This window comes from Enterobacter sp. UNJFSC 003, assembly GCF_036903355.1.
Classification (GTDB): Bacteria; Pseudomonadota; Gammaproteobacteria; order Enterobacterales; family Enterobacteriaceae; genus Enterobacter.
This window is the reverse complement of the sequence record NZ_JBAKHK010000002.1, coordinates 209193-225471: the sequence shown is the minus strand read 5'-3', so window position 1 is coordinate 225471 and position 16279 is coordinate 209193. Positions and strand designations below refer to the sequence as shown.

Genomic DNA, 16279 nt, shown 5'->3' with positions numbered 1-16279 from the left:
CATCAGGATAGCCAGTGTGAAATAAGTCTATAACGCGAGGGGGTAACACAATGAGCGATAACATCCGGGTCGGACTTATTGGTTATGGATATGCCAGTAAAACATTTCATGCGCCATTGATCGCCGGTACGCCAGGCATGACGCTGGCGGCGGTTTCCAGTAGTAATGCAGAAAAAGTACATGCCGTCTGGCCAGCCGTGCCCGTTGTCTCTGAGCCTAAACATCTTTTCAACGATCCCAACATCGATTTAATTGTCATTCCCACGCCGAACGATACGCACTTTCCATTGGCAAAGGCTGCGCTGGACGCAGGCAAGCATGTGGTGGTTGACAAGCCTTTTACGGTGACATTGTCCCAGGCCCGGGAGCTGGATGCGCTATCCAGAAGCCTTGGCAGACTGCTTTCAGTATTCCATAACCGGCGCTGGGACAGTGATTTTCTGACGGTGAAATCCCTCATCAGCGAAGGGACGCTGGGCGAAATCGCCTATTTTGAATCGCACTTTGACCGCTTCCGTCCGCAAGTGCGTAACCGCTGGCGCGAGCAGGCAGGGCCGGGTAGCGGCATCTGGTACGATTTAGCCCCGCATTTGCTCGATCAGGCCGTCAATCTTTTTGGCTTGCCCGTGAGCATGACTGTCGATCTGGCTCAGCTCAGACCCGGCGCACAAACAACCGATTACTTCCATGCAATCTTAAGTTACCCGCAGCGTCGTATCGTGCTCCACGGAACCATGGTGGCGGCAGCGGAATCCGCGCGTTTTATTGTTCACGGTACGCGCGGGAGTTACGTGAAGTTTGGCCTGGATCCTCAGGAAGAGCGCCTGAAAAACGGCGAACGCTTGCCGCAGGAAGACTGGGGTTACGATATGCGGGATGGGGTAGTGACGCGTGTTGAAGGTGAGACGCTGGTCGAAGAGACCCTGCTGACCCTTCCGGGTCACTATCCGGCGTATTATGCGGCTATTCGCGATGCGCTGAACGGGACGGGGGAGAACCCGGTTCCGGCCAGTCAGGCAATTCAGGTCATGGAGTTGATTGAGCTGGGGATTGAATCCGCCAAACACCGCGCCACGCTCTGTTTGGCCTGAGTGTTGTTAGCCGGGTTAGGCGAAACCGCCGCCCGGCCAATGTATTACCCGCGGGCCACCTTATCGCGCAGCGCCTGTTTCTCTGCTGGCGTTAAGAAGGCAATCTCCAACCCGTTAATCTGCGCCTGACGGATCTGTTCGCGGCTCAGGCCTGCCTGCGGTGCGGCGACGTTGTATTCATGAATAATGTCCACGCCCTGAACCGCCGGATCGTCCGTATTCAGCGTTGCCAGCACGCCGTGCTCAAGGAATGTTCTCAGCGGATGCTTGCCCAGCGTCGCCACCGTGCTGGTCTGAATATTCGAGGTCAGGCAGGATTCAATGCCGATGCGCTGTTCTGCGAGGAAATCCATCAGGGCGCGATCTTCAACGGCTTTCACGCCATGGCCGATACGCTCGGCACCCAGTTCACGAATTGCCTGCCAGATGCTTTCCGGGCCGGCGGCTTCCCCCGCGTGAACGGTAATATGCCAGCCCGCATCGCGTGCGCGGTTGAAGTGAGACAGGAACAGACTGCCCGGGAAGCCCAGCTCGTCGCCCGCCAGATCGACAGCAGCGATCTGGTCACGGTGCGCCAGCAGGGCTTCCAGTTCCTGCAGACAGGCGGCTTCACCGAAGGTGCGGCTCATAATGCCAATCAGGCGCGCCTGAACATCAAAGGCTTTGCATCCTTCGCGAACGCCTTCAATCACGGCTTCCACTACGCCCGCGACAGGCAGATTGTGGGTCATCGCCATGTAGCCCGGTGAAAAACGCAGTTCAACGTAATGCAGGCCGTTACGTGCGGCATCTTCAATGTTTTCAAACGCGACGCGGCGGCAGGCGTCCAGCGAGGCCAGCATTTTTACGCCCCAGTCGAGCTTGCTCAGGAAGCTGACCAGATCGGGTTCATTTGACGTCACCTGAACGTGGGGGATCAAGGCTTCAAGCGTTTGAGCGGGCAGGGATAAATTGAACTGGCGGCCAAGATCGAGAATGGTTTGGGCACGAATGTTACCGTCAAGGTGACGATGAATATCAGTTAAAGGCAGGTGTGTATCAATCATGGTCGCACTCTTTTTCTGGTTAAAGTGCGCCACATTATAAAAACAAAACGAGGGAAAAAGCTATTTGCGCAATGGAATATTACGTTGCGCAAATCATTTACAGCACGGCATTAATCCCGGCAATGAGCCGCTGTACCCCTTGTTCCAGCTTGCTCCGTGGGCAACCGGCGTTCAGGCGAACAAACCCATTACCCTCTTCCCCGTAGGTATAACCTGGCATAATCGCGACTTTTTGTTGCTCAATGAGCACTTTTTGCAGCAGTTTGTCATCGATGCCTAGCGGATTCAGATCGATCCAGGCGAGATAGGTCGCCTCCGGCGGCTGCCAGTTCAGTTTCGGAAAAGCACGGTTTAATTCGCGAGCAACGTAGTTCAGATTTTCTTCCAGATAACCCCGTAAGGCATCCAGCCACGGCCCACCTTGCTGATAGGCGGCAATATGCGCGGTTATCGCCAGCACGGAAGGAGAAGAGAGTCCGTCCCGGCCTTTTAGCGCGCTGAGATAGGCATCACGGCTTTGGCCATCGCCGATGAGCCCGTACGCGCCGGTCAGTGCCGGAATATTAAAACTCTTGGAGCCGGAGGTCAGTAGCGCCCATTTGCTGCGGGCAACCTCGCTCCACGGCGTATGCGGGTGGTTGCCCCACACCATGTCCATATGGATTTCATCGCTAATCACCGCCACATCATAGCGCGCGCAGAGCTCGGCCATCGCGTTTAGCTCGTCCCGCGTCCACACTTTACCGGTCGGGTTTTGCGGGCTGCAGAGCAGTAAAATTTTGTTTTCTGGTTTTGCCAGGGCCGCGTCGAGCGCGGCCATATTGCTCTGCCAGCCGGTTGACTGCTTCTCCATCGCAACGGCAACAACCTGACGCGAATTTCCTTCGATAGCTTTATAGAACGCATCGTAAGCCGGAGTATGTACCACCACGCCGTCGCCTGGCGTCGACCAGAGGCGAATCAGCTCAGAAACCATATAGATGACGGAAGGACCGTAAACGATCGATTCGGTATCAATACGGCTGTTGAACCGCTGCTGGAACCAGTGCGCGACTGCGGCCAGGAATTCATCGTTCTTCCAGCGGCTATAGCCAAACACGCCGTGGTTAATGCGCTGATGCAGTGCGTCTGTGATGCAGGGGGCAGTGGCGAAATCCATATCAGAGATAGTGAAGGGCAGCAGGTCTGCAGCGCCAAAACGGTCCGCAACGTAGTCCCACTGCGTACACCAGGTGCCATGACGATCCACGACGGTAGAAAAATCAAACATAACGTAATCCTTAAGGTAACACCCCCTCATGGCGAGGGGGTTGAGGCATCAGGCTTCTACTGTTCGCATCAGGGTCGCCAGCTCATCCTTCACTGACTGCACCTGCGGGCCGATGACAACCTGCAAATTATGCTGATTTAACTGTACCACACCGATAGCACGGTTGGCTTTCAGGGCATTCGTATCGACTTTGGACATGTCCGCTACCGACAAGCGCAGGCGGGTGATGCAGTTATCCAGCGAGGTAATATTATCCGCCCCCCCCAGCGCTGCCAGAATGGCAGGGGTGTTATAGCCGGATTTACCTACAGTACCCGCAACCGCCTGTTCAACGCTGGTGGCGGCTTCTGCATCGCGGCCTGGCGTTTTCAGGTTAAAGCGGGTGATGGCGAAGCGGAAGATCCCGTAGTACACCGCGAACCAAATTGCCGCCACAACCGGCACCAGATACCACTTGGTGGACAAGCCGTGCAGGATGCCAAACACCACGAAGTCAATAACGTTGCCGTCGGTGTTACCGATGGTCACGCCCAGGACTGCCATCACGGTAAAGCCCAGACCGGTCAGTACGGCGTGAATGAGGTACAGCACCGGCGCAACGAACAGGAACAGGAACTCGATCGGTTCGGTGGTACCGCCGACGACGCAGGCGATCACCCCGGAAATCAGCAGGCCTTTAATTTTATGACGGTTTTCCGGACGCGCGCAGTGGTACATCGCCAGCGCCGCACCCGGCAAGCCGCCCAGGAAGGCTGGCATTTTACCCTGCGACAGGAAGCGCGTTGCGCTCTCTGAGAAACCGTGCGTGGTCGGGCAGCTCAGCTGTGCCTGGAAGATGGTCAGCGCGCCGCTGACGTCATGGCCACATACCTCCATGGTGCCGCCCGCCTCGGTAAAACGAATCAGCGCGACCAGAATATGCTGCAGACCAAACGGCAGCAGCAGACGTTCACCGGTACCGAAAATCATTGGGCCAAAATCACCCGCGCCGTTAATGATGCGGCCAATACCGGTGATGCCCAAGGCGAACACTGGCCAGATCAGCGGAATGATCAGACCAAACAGGCCCATCACCACGAGCGTAATAATCGGGACAAAACGGGTGCCGCCGAAGAAGGCCAGCGCGTCCGGCAGGCGGATGTTATGGAAACGCTCGTGCAGCATCCAGATAATCACACCCGCGATCACCGCGCCGAGGATCCCGGTATCGATGGACTGAATACCTATCACGCTTTGAATGTTGTTGGCTTTCAGCACGGCGGCATCAGTGGTCGGCAGGATGCCTTTCGCCGTGAGCCAGAAGTTGACCGCGAGGTTCATGACCGCGTAGCCCACAAAACCGGCGAAGGCGGCTACGCCTTTATTCTCGCGCGCCAGGCCCAGCGGGATAGCAATACAAAACATAACGGGCAGGAAACTAAACGCAAAGGAGCCGACCTTGCTCATCCAGATAAAGATCGCCTGCAGCACAGGGTTGCCGAGGAAGGGGATCAGCGTGATCACATCGTTACTGCTCAGCGAGCTGCCGATCCCGAGCATGATGCCGCAGAACGAGAGAAGGGCTACGGGAAGCATAAAGGTTTTACCCAGTTGCTGGAAAAATTCCCACAGCGATATTTTTTGTGCTGCTTTCGCCGTCATAAAACGACTCCTTTGTTGTTAAAATCGGTTTATCTGCTTCAATGCTGCGAGAAGATAAAACGTTTTATCAAAGTTTAGTGCGCGCTAAATCACATTCTCAGGCTTTGACTGGTAGTATAAAGATACCTTATTGATAAAACGTTTTACCGATCTCATTATCAGGGAGTCACGCCACCACATGGCTGTAGCGAAAAAGGTAACCATCAACGACGTCGCGCTGGCAGCGGGCGTTTCTGTCAGCACCGTGTCGCTGGTGCTCAGCGGGAAAGGGCGCATCTCCCCCGCGACCGGTCAGCGGGTTAACGAGGCGGTTGAGCAACTGGGATTTGTGCGCAATCGACAGGCTTCTGCGCTCCGCGGCGGGCAAAGCGGCGTGATCGGTTTGATTGTGCGTGACCTGACCTCTCCCTTTTATGCGGAATTAACGGCCGGGCTGACGGAAGCCCTTGAAGCGCAGGGGCGGATGGTATTTTTGCTTCACGGTGGACGCGAGCCCGATCAGCTGCTTTCACGGCTGGATATGCTGCTCAACCAGGGGGTTGACGGTGTGATCGTTGCCGGCGCGTCGGGTGTGGGAAGTGAACTGTGCGAGCGCGCCGCGCAGAAGGGCGTACCGCTGGTGTTTGCCTCCCGCGCGAGCTATCTGGACGAAGCTGATACGCTGCGACCGGACAATATGCAGGCCGCACAAATGCTGACCGAGCATCTTATCCGCCGCGGGCACCAGCGCATTGCCTGGCTCGGCGGTAAAAGCTCATCTCTCACCCGCGCCGAACGGGTGGGCGGCTATTGTGCAACGCTTATCAAATACGGGCTGCCGTTCCACAGCGAATGGGTCGTTGAGTGCGAGTCCAGCCAGAAAAAGGCGGCGGAAGCGATCGGTTCACTCCTGCGCAGCAGTCCGACCATTAGCGCCGTGATTTGCTATAACGACGTGATTGCCATGGGGGCCTGGTTTGGCCTGATCCGCGCCGGACGCCAGAGCGGCGAGGGCGGGGTTGAAACCTTCTTTGGCCATCAGGTGGCGCTAGGCGCCTTTGCCGACGTCGGCGAAAATGCGCTCGACGATCTGCCGATCGTCTGGGCAACCACGCCCGCCCGCGAAATGGGCTATACGCTGGCGGAGCGAATCATGCAGCGAATCGAGAAATCCGATGTACAGGCTGGGCACCAGATCGTGTCAGCCCGGCTGGTAACAGTGAAATAAGTCATACCTGCCGCGTGAGCGGATCGCGTACAAGTCGCGTCTCCAGAGCGTCAACAAACTTACGCACTTTCGCCGGGATCAGCCGGGATGTGGGATAAACGGCCCATACGGCAAGATCTTCCGGCTGCGCATCCTTAAGAACGATCCGCTTGAGCTGGTCTGTCGCGAAGGCAGGTTCAACGTACCAACGGGACAAGTTAGCGATCCCCATCCCGCCCAGGCAGGCCTCATAGATTGCTTCAATCGAATTGGCCGAAAATCGACCCGATACTTTTTGTCGGGCTCGCTGTACGCCGTATCTGAATGTCCAGTGCGTGGTGTCAGAGGTCGTCAAACAGCTGTGCGTCGCAAGATCGCTGAGCGTTTTCGGGTATCCGTACTCCGCCAGGTAATTCGCACTGGCGCACAGGTCGCGCGGGTTATCACAAAGCCGATGGGCAACTAGCCGGTTATCCCGCAGCGGCGCGATACGTAAGGCAACGTCAATTCCATGACCGACAATATCAATTTGTTCATCGGTGGCCAGTAAATCGACCAGCAGGGACGAATGTTGACGCATAAAGTCAGGGAGCATCGGGGCGATGATTTTGCGCCCAAAAGCCGCGGAGGCGGTAATGCGAAGACGACCGGTGAGGTGGGATCCATCGGGAAACAGATCCGCCAGCGCGTTGATTTTATCCTCAAGCAAGGCGTGCGCATGAGGTAAGAAGATCTCCCCGTCGCTGGTAGGTGACAATGAGCGTGTGGTTCGATGAACCAGGCGTACACCCAGTTCCGCTTCAAGATTACTGAGCGATCGCGTAGCCGCCATGGCGCTCATTGATAGCCGTCGAGCGGCCCCTGCCAGGCTTCCTGCCCTGATTGCTTCAACAAACACTTCAACGTCTTCCAGTCTCATAATATTGAATTCCGTTATGCTGGCGTATCAAATCACACATCTACACTATTTAAAGTTATAACGCCATAGTCACTTCACACCTGATAAACAATGAACTCGGAGTGAAGATGAAAAAGGACACAACGGCAATAGCGCTCAGTAGCCTCTTATTAATCAGCTCAGCGTGGGCAGATGCTCCGGCGCAGATAGCCCAGCAGGTCCCGGGCTATTACCGGCTGGCAGTAGGACAATATGAGGTTACGTCGCTCTTCGATGGCTACAACGATCTCTCTCCTTCGCTATTGAAGGGGTTATCAGCAAATAAAATCCGCGAGCTGTTAGCTGAAAACAAGATTAACGCAGAACGTATGCCCACTTCGTTTAACGCGTTTCTTATCAATACCGGTAAGCATCTGGTCATGATTGACAGCGGGGCAGGGCATTGTGTCCCGCAAACTGCGGGCAAGTTGCTCTCGAATATGGAGGCTTCCGGCTACCACCCCGAGCAGGTGGATACGATTTTCCTGACGCACCTCCATCTTGATCACGTCTGTGGTCTGAGCGATGTCGCAGGTAAAGCACTTTTCCCGAATGCGACCGTCTATGTCCCACAAGGTGAAGCTGAGTACTGGCTTGATCCCGCTAAAGAAGCGAGCGCGCCTGAAAATGCGAAAGCGTATTTCGCCATCGCGCAAAAAGCATTGTCGTCTTACAAGGCCTCCGGACATCTTAAAACCTTTGTTCCGCCCGCGTCACCCATCCCTGAGGTTCAGACGGCCTATGCCATAGGTCATACGCCAGGCAGCACCGTTTATCGTTTTTGGTCTGAGGGGAAGGCGATCACCTTTATTGGCGATCTGATCCACGCTCCTGCGATTCAGTTTCCACATCCTGATGTGTCGATTCGCTTCGATGCGGATGCAAAGAACGCAATCTTATCCCGCACGCGGGAATTTAATGCCCTGGTGAAAGACGGTGATTGGATGGCTGCCGCGCATCTGCCATTCCCGGGAGTGGGTCATCTGACTGCAAATCATCAGGGCTATAGCTGGAATCCGGCGATCTATGGTCCTTACCGCCGCGCAACTGATGTGCCATTGCTGAAATAAGAGGTCATAAGATGAAAAGTTACACTGTAACCGCCAATGGAATCCGTCAGTTCGTCGTTGAGGAGGGGGAAGGCGCGCCGGTTATTCTTCTGCACGGTTTTCCTGAAACTAACTATGCCTGGCGCTACCAAATTCCGGTGCTCTCAAAACATTATCGTGTCATCGCGCCCGATCTGCGCGGCTATGGGGAAACGGACAAGCCAGCCTCAGGCTACGACAAACGGAACATGGCGCGGGATATCCGGGAATTGATGCTCGTACTGGGATTGAAAAAAGCGGTGCTGGTTGGGCACGATCGGGGTGCGCGCGTGGCGACGCGGTTTGCTAAAGACTACCCTGAGCTAGTGGATCGTCTGGTGGTAATGGACAATGTGCCCACGCGAATCGTGGCGCGCGATCTCAACGCTTCTATTGCCCGAGCTTATTGGTTTTTTTTGTTCCATCTGGTGCCCGACCTTCCGGAAGCCCTTATCGCCGGGCGCGAGCATATCTGGCTCCGCCATTTTTTCTCGGACTGGACCTACGATCCGTCCACTATTGGCGGTGAGGCATTCGATACCTATGTTCGCGCGTATCAGGCTCCAGGGGCTGTGCGAGGGGCGATGGCGGACTATCGCGCCAATACCGAGGACGTGGCGCAGGATCTGGAAGACGCCGACATAAAAATTGCCTGCCCGGTCATGTCGCTGTGGGGCAACGATTTTCATGCCGTTGGCAAATTGTTCGACATGCAAGGCGTCTGGGCAGAAATGGCGAATAACCTCAGGGCGCATGGCATTGAAGAATGTGGACATCTGCCTCAGGAGGAACAACCCGAGAAAGTGAACGCGCTGCTGATGGATTTCTTTCAGGGCTGGAAGGGATAAGCGGCAATAAAAAGCCCCTCATGCGAGGGGCTAGTGTCAATTACGGCTGTGGTGTCGCAGGGTCAGCTGGCGCTACCGGTTCAGCCGGTTCCGGCATTCCCAGTGTAGGCATGCCAAACATGCCGACGAAGTCTTCCAGCGGCATTTTATCGCCGTTGAGCGTTACCTGGCCGTTGGCATACTGCAGGCTGGTGGAGATAGTGTTATCTTCCACTTTCGTGATGCGGAACATCTGGCCCATCGCCGCCAGGCCTTTCACCTGTTGGTTCGCCAGTTTACCGGCATCTTCTTCACCGTAGCCTTCAAGCTTCGCCACCTGAGTCATAAACTCGGTCGCCATGTCCATCGGGATGGTCAGTTTGCTGTCGAGCGACTTCACGCTGCGATCCACTTCCTGCGCCAGCGTTTGCGCCTCACCCGTTGCCGTTGCCGGATCTTTCAGGAACAGCGACAGGTTAAGGTTGGTTTCACCTTTGCTGTTTTTCCAGCTCAGTGGCGCCACGGTGATCACGGGTTCGCCTTTCAGCAGGATAGGCAGGTTGTTGAACAGCACCGCCATGGCCTGCTGCTGGTAAGCAACCGGGTTCTGCTGCAGCGCCGCATCGGTCAACAGCGCCTGGCTCTCCTGGCTGTATTTCTGGCTAAATTCGTGCCACGCCTGACCGTCAATGTTGCCAATCTTGAGCGACAGTTTGCCGGTACCCAGATCCTGATTCTGCACCTTCAGGCTTTTCAGGGTGTAATCAAGCTGGGTGTTGATGCTCTTACCGTCTTTTGAAACGTCGGATTTGCCGTCCAGATCCATGCCTTCCAGCACAGCCATCTCTTTGCCTTCAACCCCAATGGCGATTTTATCAAGGCTCAGCTTTTGGTCGCCGATACGCTCATCAAAATCGGTCATACGGCTGTTGCCGCTGGCTGTCAGATTGTTGAAGGTCAGCTGCACTTTCTGGTTGTATTCGTTGACGGAATTCACCAGACCGCTCTCCGCTTCACCCGTCAGCGACACGTTTTTTCCATCACGATCGGCATCGAGCTGGAAATTACCGCCGCTAAAGGCCACTTTATCGGTGCCTTTTTCGTAGTTCAGCGCTTTCAGGGCAATATCGGAACTTGTGCCGCCGGCATAGCTGATGCGAGTATTGATCTCAAACGGTGATTCATTTTTCGCGATGTCGAACAGCGGCTTCGTCACGTCGTTATTGACCAGCACGGTGCGCGCAGACGCCATTGCAGGGATCAGATTAAACGATTTTAACTGCGCCAGCGGGAAGGGACCGTGGCTGACGACTTCATCCAGTACCACGCTCTGGCCCGGTTTCAGCCAGGCATTTTGGTTACCGGCAACCGGTTTTACCACCACCTGCATATGGCTGGTAAATACGCCGCGCTGATAATTCTGATAGCTGAGCTCAAGCCCGGCTTCAGGTGCGCTGCGTTTAATCTCGCTGTTTGCCTGCGCCATCATTTCTGCCAGACGGTTTTCCAGCTGCTTCCCGGTAAACCAGGAGGCGCCTGTCCAGACCACGCCTAACGCTACAATCACTCCTACCGCTACGACCGATTTTTTCATTGCCATTATCCCTAAAATGAAACCAGGCGGTAAAAACCGCCTGGTGTTATAACGCCTTCAACTAGCTTAGCAAGAGTTGTTAAAAAATTCAGTAAGTGCTTATAGCTTATTGAAAACGCGTGCCAGTCGACCGGTACCGCTGATGCTAACAGGAGACTCATTCGCGCCCACAAAGGCTGACTCACCGGGCTTCAGAACCAGATGCTGTTCACCTTTGTGCAGCGTTGCTTCACCCTCAACGCAGAACAGTATCGCCGCGCTGTCCTGCGCAATGGCGGTTTCTGACGGGCTGAGATCGTGCAGCGAGAACGCGAAGTCATCCACCGGAATAGGGAAGTCCAGTTCCGCACCCTTTTTCACCGGCTGGGTCAGCAGCTCGGTGGCAGGTTTTGCCACAAATTTCACGTTAGCAACCAGCTCAGGGATGTCGATGTATTTCGGCGTCAGCCCCGCGCGCAGCACATTATCGGAGTTGGCCATCACTTCCAGCGCCACACCCTGCAGGTAGGCGTGTGGGGTTTCGGCAAACAGGAACATCGCTTCGCCCGGGTTCAGCTTGACCACGTTCAACAGCAGCGGAGAGAACAGGCCGCTGTCCTCCGGATAAAATTCAGCGATCGCGCGAATGGTGTCCCAGGGCTCACCCTGCTGGCCGCTCAGCGCGGCTTTCAGTACCGCCAGAGCGTGCGCTTTTTCTTCACCCTGCATATTGAGCAGGCTGGCAAACAGCTGGCTCAGCCCCTCGGCGTTTGGATTTTCAAGAAAATGCGCAATCGCCTTGTTGGCTCCGGCAACGGGCTGCAGCAGAGAGATAATTTCTGAGAATTCACGGAACGCGTTCATCGCCAGGAAAGGCGTGAGGGCGAAAACCAGCTCGGGCTTGTGGTTAGGATCTTTGTAGTTACGCTCGGCCGCATCCAGCGGGATGCCGGCTGCATTCTCTTTGGCGAAGCCCATTTCAGAGGCTTTCTTGTTGGGGTGAACCTGAATAGAGAGCGGCTGATCCGCGCAAAGCACCTTAAACAGGAACGGCAGTTCACCAAAACGGGTCGCAACCTTTTCGCCCAACAGCGCAGTTTTGTCCGCGTCGATCGCGTCGCGCAGTGCACGCACCTGACCGCTGGCGTCTTTGATTTTTGAGCTGCTCTTCGGGTGGGCGCCCATCCACAGTTCTGCCATCGGCAGGTTGTCTGGATTCACGATACCGTAGAGATCCGTTAACGCAGTTTTACTTCCCCAGGCGTAGTTTTGCACTGAGTTGATGAGTTTTTGCATTATCAAGCCCTGATTCAAATGTGGAATTAACTCCCGGTATTAAAGCAATAAACCGCAGGGAAGTAACCTGCGGATGTAAAAAGTCGTACTAGTCTCAGTTTTTGTTAAAAAATTGTGTAGGATAAGCTAACTCGCTTTTAAGCCGGGCAGCGGAACATCTGCCCTACATAATCAGACCCAAGCAGTAAGTGAGAGAACAATGTCGAACAAACCCTTCTACTATCAAGATCCTTTTCCCCTCAGTAAGGATCAAACCGAGTATTACCTGTTAACCCGCGATCACGTTTCTGTCTCTGAATTCGAAGGGCAGGAGATCCTCAAGGTTGACCCCCAGGCGCTGACTTTACTGGCGCAGCAAGCGTTCCACGATGCCTCCTTTATGCTCCGTCCCGCACATCAGCAGCAGGTTGCCGATATCCTGAGCGACCCGCAGGCCAGCGAAAACGACAAATACGTCGCGCTGCAGTTCCTGCGTAACTCCGATATCGCGGCGAAAGGCATTTTGCCAACCTGCCAGGACACCGGCACGGCGATCGTCGTCGGCAAAAAAGGCCAGCGCGTCTGGACCGGCGGCGGTGATGAAGCGGCGCTGGCGCGCGGCGTCTATAACACCTACATCGAAGACAACCTGCGCTATTCGCAAAACGCGGCGCTGGATATGTACAAAGAGGTCAACACCGGCACCAACCTGCCCGCACAGATTGACCTCTATAGCGTGGACGGTGACGAGTACAAATTCCTCTGCATCGCCAAAGGCGGCGGTTCAGCGAACAAAACCTACCTCTACCAGGAAACCAAAGCGCTGCTCAGTCCGGGCAAGCTGAAGAATTATCTGGTTGAGAAAATGCGGACCCTCGGCACTGCCGCTTGCCCGCCGTACCATATTGCCTTTGTGATTGGCGGAACCTCGGCAGAAAGTACCCTGAAAACGGTGAAGCTGGCCTCGACCAAATATTACGACGGCCTACCTACCGAAGGGAACGAACACGGCCAGGCGTTCCGGGATGTTCAGCTCGAGCAGGAACTGCTGCAGGAAGCGCAAAACCTGGGGCTGGGCGCGCAGTTTGGCGGTAAATACTTCGCGCACGACATCCGCGTTGTGCGTCTGCCGCGCCACGGAGCCTCTTGTCCGGTAGGCATGGGCGTCTCCTGTTCTGCGGATCGGAATATCAAAGCCAAGATCAACCGCGACGGCGTGTGGATCGAGAAGCTGGAGAATAATCCTGGCAAATATATTCCGGAAGAGCTGCGCAAAGCGGGCGAGGGTGAAGCGGTTCATGTCGACCTGAACCGCCCGATGAGCGACATTCTGGCGCAGCTTTCGCAGTATCCGGTTTCAACGCGTCTCTCCCTGAACGGGACGATAATCGTTGGGCGCGATATTGCCCACGCGAAGCTGAAAGAGCGGCTGGACAACGGTGAAGGCCTGCCGCAGTACATTAAAGAACACCCGATCTACTATGCTGGCCCGGCAAAAACGCCTGAAGGTTATGCCTCCGGCTCGTTAGGCCCAACCACCGCCGGGCGTATGGACTCGTATGTTGATCAGCTTCAGGCCAACGGCGGCAGCATGATTATGCTGGCCAAAGGTAATCGTAGCCAGCAGGTGACGGACGCCTGTCACAAGCACGGTGGTTTCTACCTGGGCAGTATCGGTGGCCCGGCTGCGGTCCTGGCGCAGGGCAGCATCAAGAGCCTGGAATGCGTGGAATACCCGGAACTGGGTATGGAAGCGATCTGGAAAATTGAAGTGGAAGACTTCCCGGCGTTCATCCTCGTGGATGACAAAGGCAACGACTTCTTCAAGCAGATCCAGTCCTCTCAGTGTTCGGCGTGTGTGAAGTAGTTTAGCAAAATGTCGGGTGGCGGTTGCGCCACCCGACACCCAAAAGAGCGCACAAAGCGCCATACGGTAATTCAGAAGCCATCAATACTTATCTCTTAAGCATGTGAGCAATCCCATCTTTATTCTCAAGGAGAAAGTAATGACCATTCATCGCAGCGAGAAAGACTCAATGGGCGCGATCGACGTCCCGGCTGATAAGCTCTGGGGCGCGCAAACCCAGCGTTCGCTGGAGCATTTCCGCATTTCGACCGAGAAAATGCCCGTCTCGCTGATCCAGGCGCTGGCGCTGACCAAACGGGCGGCAGCCAAAGTGAACCAGGATTTAGGTCTGCTGGCAGCAGACAAAGCTACCGCCATCATCAATGCCGCCGACGAAGTGCTGGCGGGCAAGCATCCCGACGAATTCCCCCTTGCCATCTGGCAGACCGGCTCCGGCACGCAGAGCAACATGAACATGAACGAAGTGCTGGCGAACCGGGCGAGCGAGTTACTGGGCGGCGTGCGCGGCATGGAGCGAAAAGTTCACCCCAATGATGACGTCAACAAAAGCCAAAGTTCCAACGATGTCTTCCCGACCGCCATGCATGTCGCGGCGGTGATCGCCATCCGCGAACAGCTCATTCCGCCGCTAAACGTCCTGAAGACCACGCTTGGTGAGAAAGCCGTCGCCTTCAACGACATCGTCAAAATTGGCCGTACGCACCTGCAGGATGCTACGCCGCTGACGCTCGGTCAGGAGATCTCTGGCTGGGTCGCGATGCTTGAACATAACCTGAAGCACATCGATTACAGCTTGCCGCATCTGGCCGAGCTGGCGCTGGGGGGAACGGCGGTCGGCACGGGGCTAAACACGCATCCAGAGTACGCCGTGCGCGTGGCTAACGAGCTGGCCGCAATCACCGGACAACCCTTTGTCACCGCGCCGAACAAGTTTGAAGCGCTTGCAACCTGTGATGCGCTGGTCCACACGCACGGCGCGCTTAAAGGGCTGGCTGCATCCTTGATGAAAATTGCCAACGATGTGCGCTGGCTGGCTTCAGGCCCACGCTGCGGTATCGGTGAAATCAGCATTCCAGAAAATGAGCCGGGCAGCTCGATCATGCCGGGGAAAGTGAACCCGACGCAGTGTGAAGCCATGACCATGCTCTGCTGTCAGGTGATGGGCAATGACGTGGCCGTTAATATGGGCGGCGCATCCGGTAACTTCGAGCTGAACGTTTATCGTCCGATGGTGATCCACAACGTGCTGCAGTCCGTACGGTTGCTGGCAGACGGGATGGAGAGCTTTAACGAGCATTGCGCGGTAGGAATTGAACCGAATCGTGAACGCATTAGCCAGCTGCTTAATGAATCGCTGATGCTGGTGACCGCGCTTAATACCCATATCGGCTATGACAAAGCCGCCGAGATCGCCAAAAAAGCGCATAAAGAGGGACTCACGCTGAAAGCCTCTGCGCTGGCGCTGGGCTACCTGACGGACGCCGAGTTTGACGCGTGGGTCCGCCCGGAAGCGATGGTCGGAAGCTTGACGTAGTCACTCGGCCACGTACAGGTGTAGCCGCGGAATAATCAAATGCAGCGGCTGGGCCTGGGGTTTATAGCGATGCTGAACATTTTCAGCATCGTAATTCAGCAGTTCGCCAATATCCGGTACCACCGCGCCCCGATCGGCATCATACAGCGCAATCAATGGCGTAGGGCAGGCGTACTGCACCTGCTTCTGCTGCCCGGCATACCAGACGCGGGCGATGGGCTGTACCTTTACCGGGCGCTTGATTTTGAGCCGAGTGGCCGCAGGCAATGAGGCAATACTGTTGTACTCCTGTTCCAGACGCTCAATCCACTGCTCCCGCGACCAGGGTGCGACCGTACGCGGCGCTCTCAGGCTTTTCTCCAGCTGTGCCAGAATCTCATCTCGGGAGAAATTTTTAATAATATGCTTATTCGCCCAGCCAAAACGCAGCGTGGCAGGATGGCGCAGCACCGTCAGTGAACGATAGGCATTGAGAGTGATTAAGCCCGGAAGCTGTCGATGCACCCATTCAAAACGGGCCGCAGGCGCAAGGCCTGACTCTTCGGTGACGATATTTTCAAACGCAGCTTTCAGGGTATTGATATGCGCAATCTGCGCTTCCAGCGCTTCGCGGGTTGCGGTATCGGTTTGCAGGCAGATGACGCCAGGCAGACGAACGGCTGCCTTGGTGCTGCGATTTTCTGACTGCTGCTGGATAAACAGGCGACGATAGTGCCGCAACGTCAGCTCCAGCGCGGGTTTGCCGATGTGCTGCTTCACTTCGATGGTTTCCATCGCGTCGTGCTCTGCACCTTTTGCTACATCGGGCAGGGTAAACACGCGTGCGGCTAACAGACGGCAGGCCTGCAAATGTTCGGTCAGGGTCAGGAGCTCATGCTCCATTTCCCTGAAGGTGGTGTTCAGCCGTTCGATGAGATCGTAAGTTGCCATGTTCACCCTTAATT

At 55.7% G+C, this 16279-nt stretch carries 13 protein-coding genes; 6 read left to right on the top strand and 7 right to left on the bottom strand.

Annotated elements, in window-relative coordinates; genetic code table 11:
* Positions 1-50: 50 nt before the first annotated feature.
* Positions 51-1091, top strand: coding sequence for an oxidoreductase (locus tag V5P19_RS07100; RefSeq protein WP_334401584.1), 1041 nt, complete (start codon positions 51-53; stop codon positions 1089-1091).
* Between the two features lie 44 nt (positions 1092-1135).
* Here V5P19_RS07100 and add read toward each other — a convergent pair whose 3' ends face one another.
* The 3 genes from add to malX form a co-directional block, all read right to left on the bottom strand.
* Positions 1136-2137 (bottom strand): adenosine deaminase, encoded by a 1002-nt coding sequence (add, locus tag V5P19_RS07095; RefSeq protein WP_334401583.1) that lies wholly within the window; start codon positions 2135-2137, stop codon positions 1136-1138.
* 97 nt (positions 2138-2234) lie between these two features.
* Positions 2235-3407, bottom strand: coding sequence for a MalY/PatB family protein (locus V5P19_RS07090; RefSeq protein WP_334401581.1), 1173 nt, complete (start codon positions 3405-3407; stop codon positions 2235-2237).
* Positions 3408-3455: 48 nt separating this feature from the next.
* Positions 3456-5048, bottom strand: coding sequence for a maltose/glucose-specific PTS transporter subunit IIBC (gene malX, locus V5P19_RS07085; RefSeq protein ID WP_334401579.1), 1593 nt, complete (start codon positions 5046-5048; stop codon positions 3456-3458).
* Between the two features lie 178 nt (positions 5049-5226).
* Here malX and V5P19_RS07080 point away from each other — a divergent pair, with 178 nt between their 5' ends.
* On the top strand, positions 5227-6255 hold the full coding sequence (locus V5P19_RS07080) for a Mal regulon transcriptional regulator MalI (RefSeq protein WP_334401577.1): 1029 nt from the start codon (positions 5227-5229) through the stop codon (positions 6253-6255).
* A 1-nt stretch (position 6256) separates the two neighbouring features.
* Here the strand turns inward: V5P19_RS07080 and V5P19_RS07075 are convergent, their stop codons facing one another.
* Positions 6257-7153, bottom strand: coding sequence for a LysR family transcriptional regulator (locus V5P19_RS07075; RefSeq protein ID WP_334401575.1), 897 nt, complete (start codon positions 7151-7153; stop codon positions 6257-6259).
* Between the two features lie 107 nt (positions 7154-7260).
* Between V5P19_RS07075 and V5P19_RS07070 the strand changes: the two genes are divergently transcribed.
* On the top strand, positions 7261-8241 hold the full coding sequence (locus tag V5P19_RS07070) for an MBL fold metallo-hydrolase (protein ID WP_334401573.1): 981 nt from the start codon (positions 7261-7263) through the stop codon (positions 8239-8241).
* An 11-nt stretch (positions 8242-8252) separates the two neighbouring features.
* Positions 8253-9107, top strand: coding sequence for an alpha/beta hydrolase (locus V5P19_RS07065; protein ID WP_334401571.1), 855 nt, complete (start codon positions 8253-8255; stop codon positions 9105-9107).
* Between the two features lie 40 nt (positions 9108-9147).
* Here the strand turns inward: V5P19_RS07065 and V5P19_RS07060 are convergent, their stop codons facing one another.
* The gene (locus V5P19_RS07060; RefSeq protein ID WP_334401569.1) at positions 9148-10680 is read right to left on the bottom strand and encodes a YdgA family protein; all 1533 of its coding nucleotides are present in this window, start codon (positions 10678-10680) and stop codon (positions 9148-9150) included.
* A gap of 99 nt (positions 10681-10779) precedes the next feature.
* Positions 10780-11955, bottom strand: a complete 1176-nt coding sequence (gene manA, locus V5P19_RS07055) for a mannose-6-phosphate isomerase (protein WP_334401567.1) — start codon at positions 11953-11955, stop codon at positions 10780-10782.
* A gap of 199 nt (positions 11956-12154) precedes the next feature.
* On the opposite strand from manA, the gene fumA reads away from it, so the two are divergent.
* Together fumA and fumC are read left to right on the top strand one after the other, a co-directional pair.
* Positions 12155-13801: a class I fumarate hydratase FumA gene (fumA, locus tag V5P19_RS07050; RefSeq protein ID WP_334401565.1), complete on the top strand. Its 1647-nt coding sequence runs from the start codon at positions 12155-12157 to the stop codon at positions 13799-13801.
* A gap of 139 nt (positions 13802-13940) precedes the next feature.
* Positions 13941-15335, top strand: a complete 1395-nt coding sequence (gene fumC, locus V5P19_RS07045; RefSeq protein WP_334401562.1) for a class II fumarate hydratase — start codon at positions 13941-13943, stop codon at positions 15333-15335.
* Here fumC and tus read toward each other — a convergent pair whose 3' ends face one another.
* The gene (gene tus, locus V5P19_RS07040; protein WP_334401560.1) at positions 15336-16265 is read right to left on the bottom strand and encodes a DNA replication terminus site-binding protein; all 930 of its coding nucleotides are present in this window, start codon (positions 16263-16265) and stop codon (positions 15336-15338) included. It lies immediately after the preceding gene.
* Between the last annotated feature and the right edge of the window lie 14 nt (positions 16266-16279).

Coding starts and splice junctions, on each gene's coding strand:
- V5P19_RS07100 (WP_334401584.1), top strand. CDS start 51: ATGAGCGATAACATCCGGGTCGGACTTATTGGTTATGGATATGCCAGT.
- add (WP_334401583.1), bottom strand. CDS start 2,137: ATGATTGATACACACCTGCCTTTAACTGATATTCATCGTCACCTTGAC.
- V5P19_RS07090 (WP_334401581.1), bottom strand. CDS start 3,407: ATGTTTGATTTTTCTACCGTCGTGGATCGTCATGGCACCTGGTGTACG.
- malX (WP_334401579.1), bottom strand. CDS start 5,048: ATGACGGCGAAAGCAGCACAAAAAATATCGCTGTGGGAATTTTTCCAG.
- V5P19_RS07080 (WP_334401577.1), top strand. CDS start 5,227: ATGGCTGTAGCGAAAAAGGTAACCATCAACGACGTCGCGCTGGCAGCG.
- V5P19_RS07075 (WP_334401575.1), bottom strand. CDS start 7,153: ATGAGACTGGAAGACGTTGAAGTGTTTGTTGAAGCAATCAGGGCAGGA.
- V5P19_RS07070 (WP_334401573.1), top strand. CDS start 7,261: ATGAAAAAGGACACAACGGCAATAGCGCTCAGTAGCCTCTTATTAATC.
- V5P19_RS07065 (WP_334401571.1), top strand. CDS start 8,253: ATGAAAAGTTACACTGTAACCGCCAATGGAATCCGTCAGTTCGTCGTT.
- V5P19_RS07060 (WP_334401569.1), bottom strand. CDS start 10,680: ATGAAAAAATCGGTCGTAGCGGTAGGAGTGATTGTAGCGTTAGGCGTG.
- manA (WP_334401567.1), bottom strand. CDS start 11,955: ATGCAAAAACTCATCAACTCAGTGCAAAACTACGCCTGGGGAAGTAAA.
- fumA (WP_334401565.1), top strand. CDS start 12,155: ATGTCGAACAAACCCTTCTACTATCAAGATCCTTTTCCCCTCAGTAAG.
- fumC (WP_334401562.1), top strand. CDS start 13,941: ATGACCATTCATCGCAGCGAGAAAGACTCAATGGGCGCGATCGACGTC.
- tus (WP_334401560.1), bottom strand. CDS start 16,265: ATGGCAACTTACGATCTCATCGAACGGCTGAACACCACCTTCAGGGAA.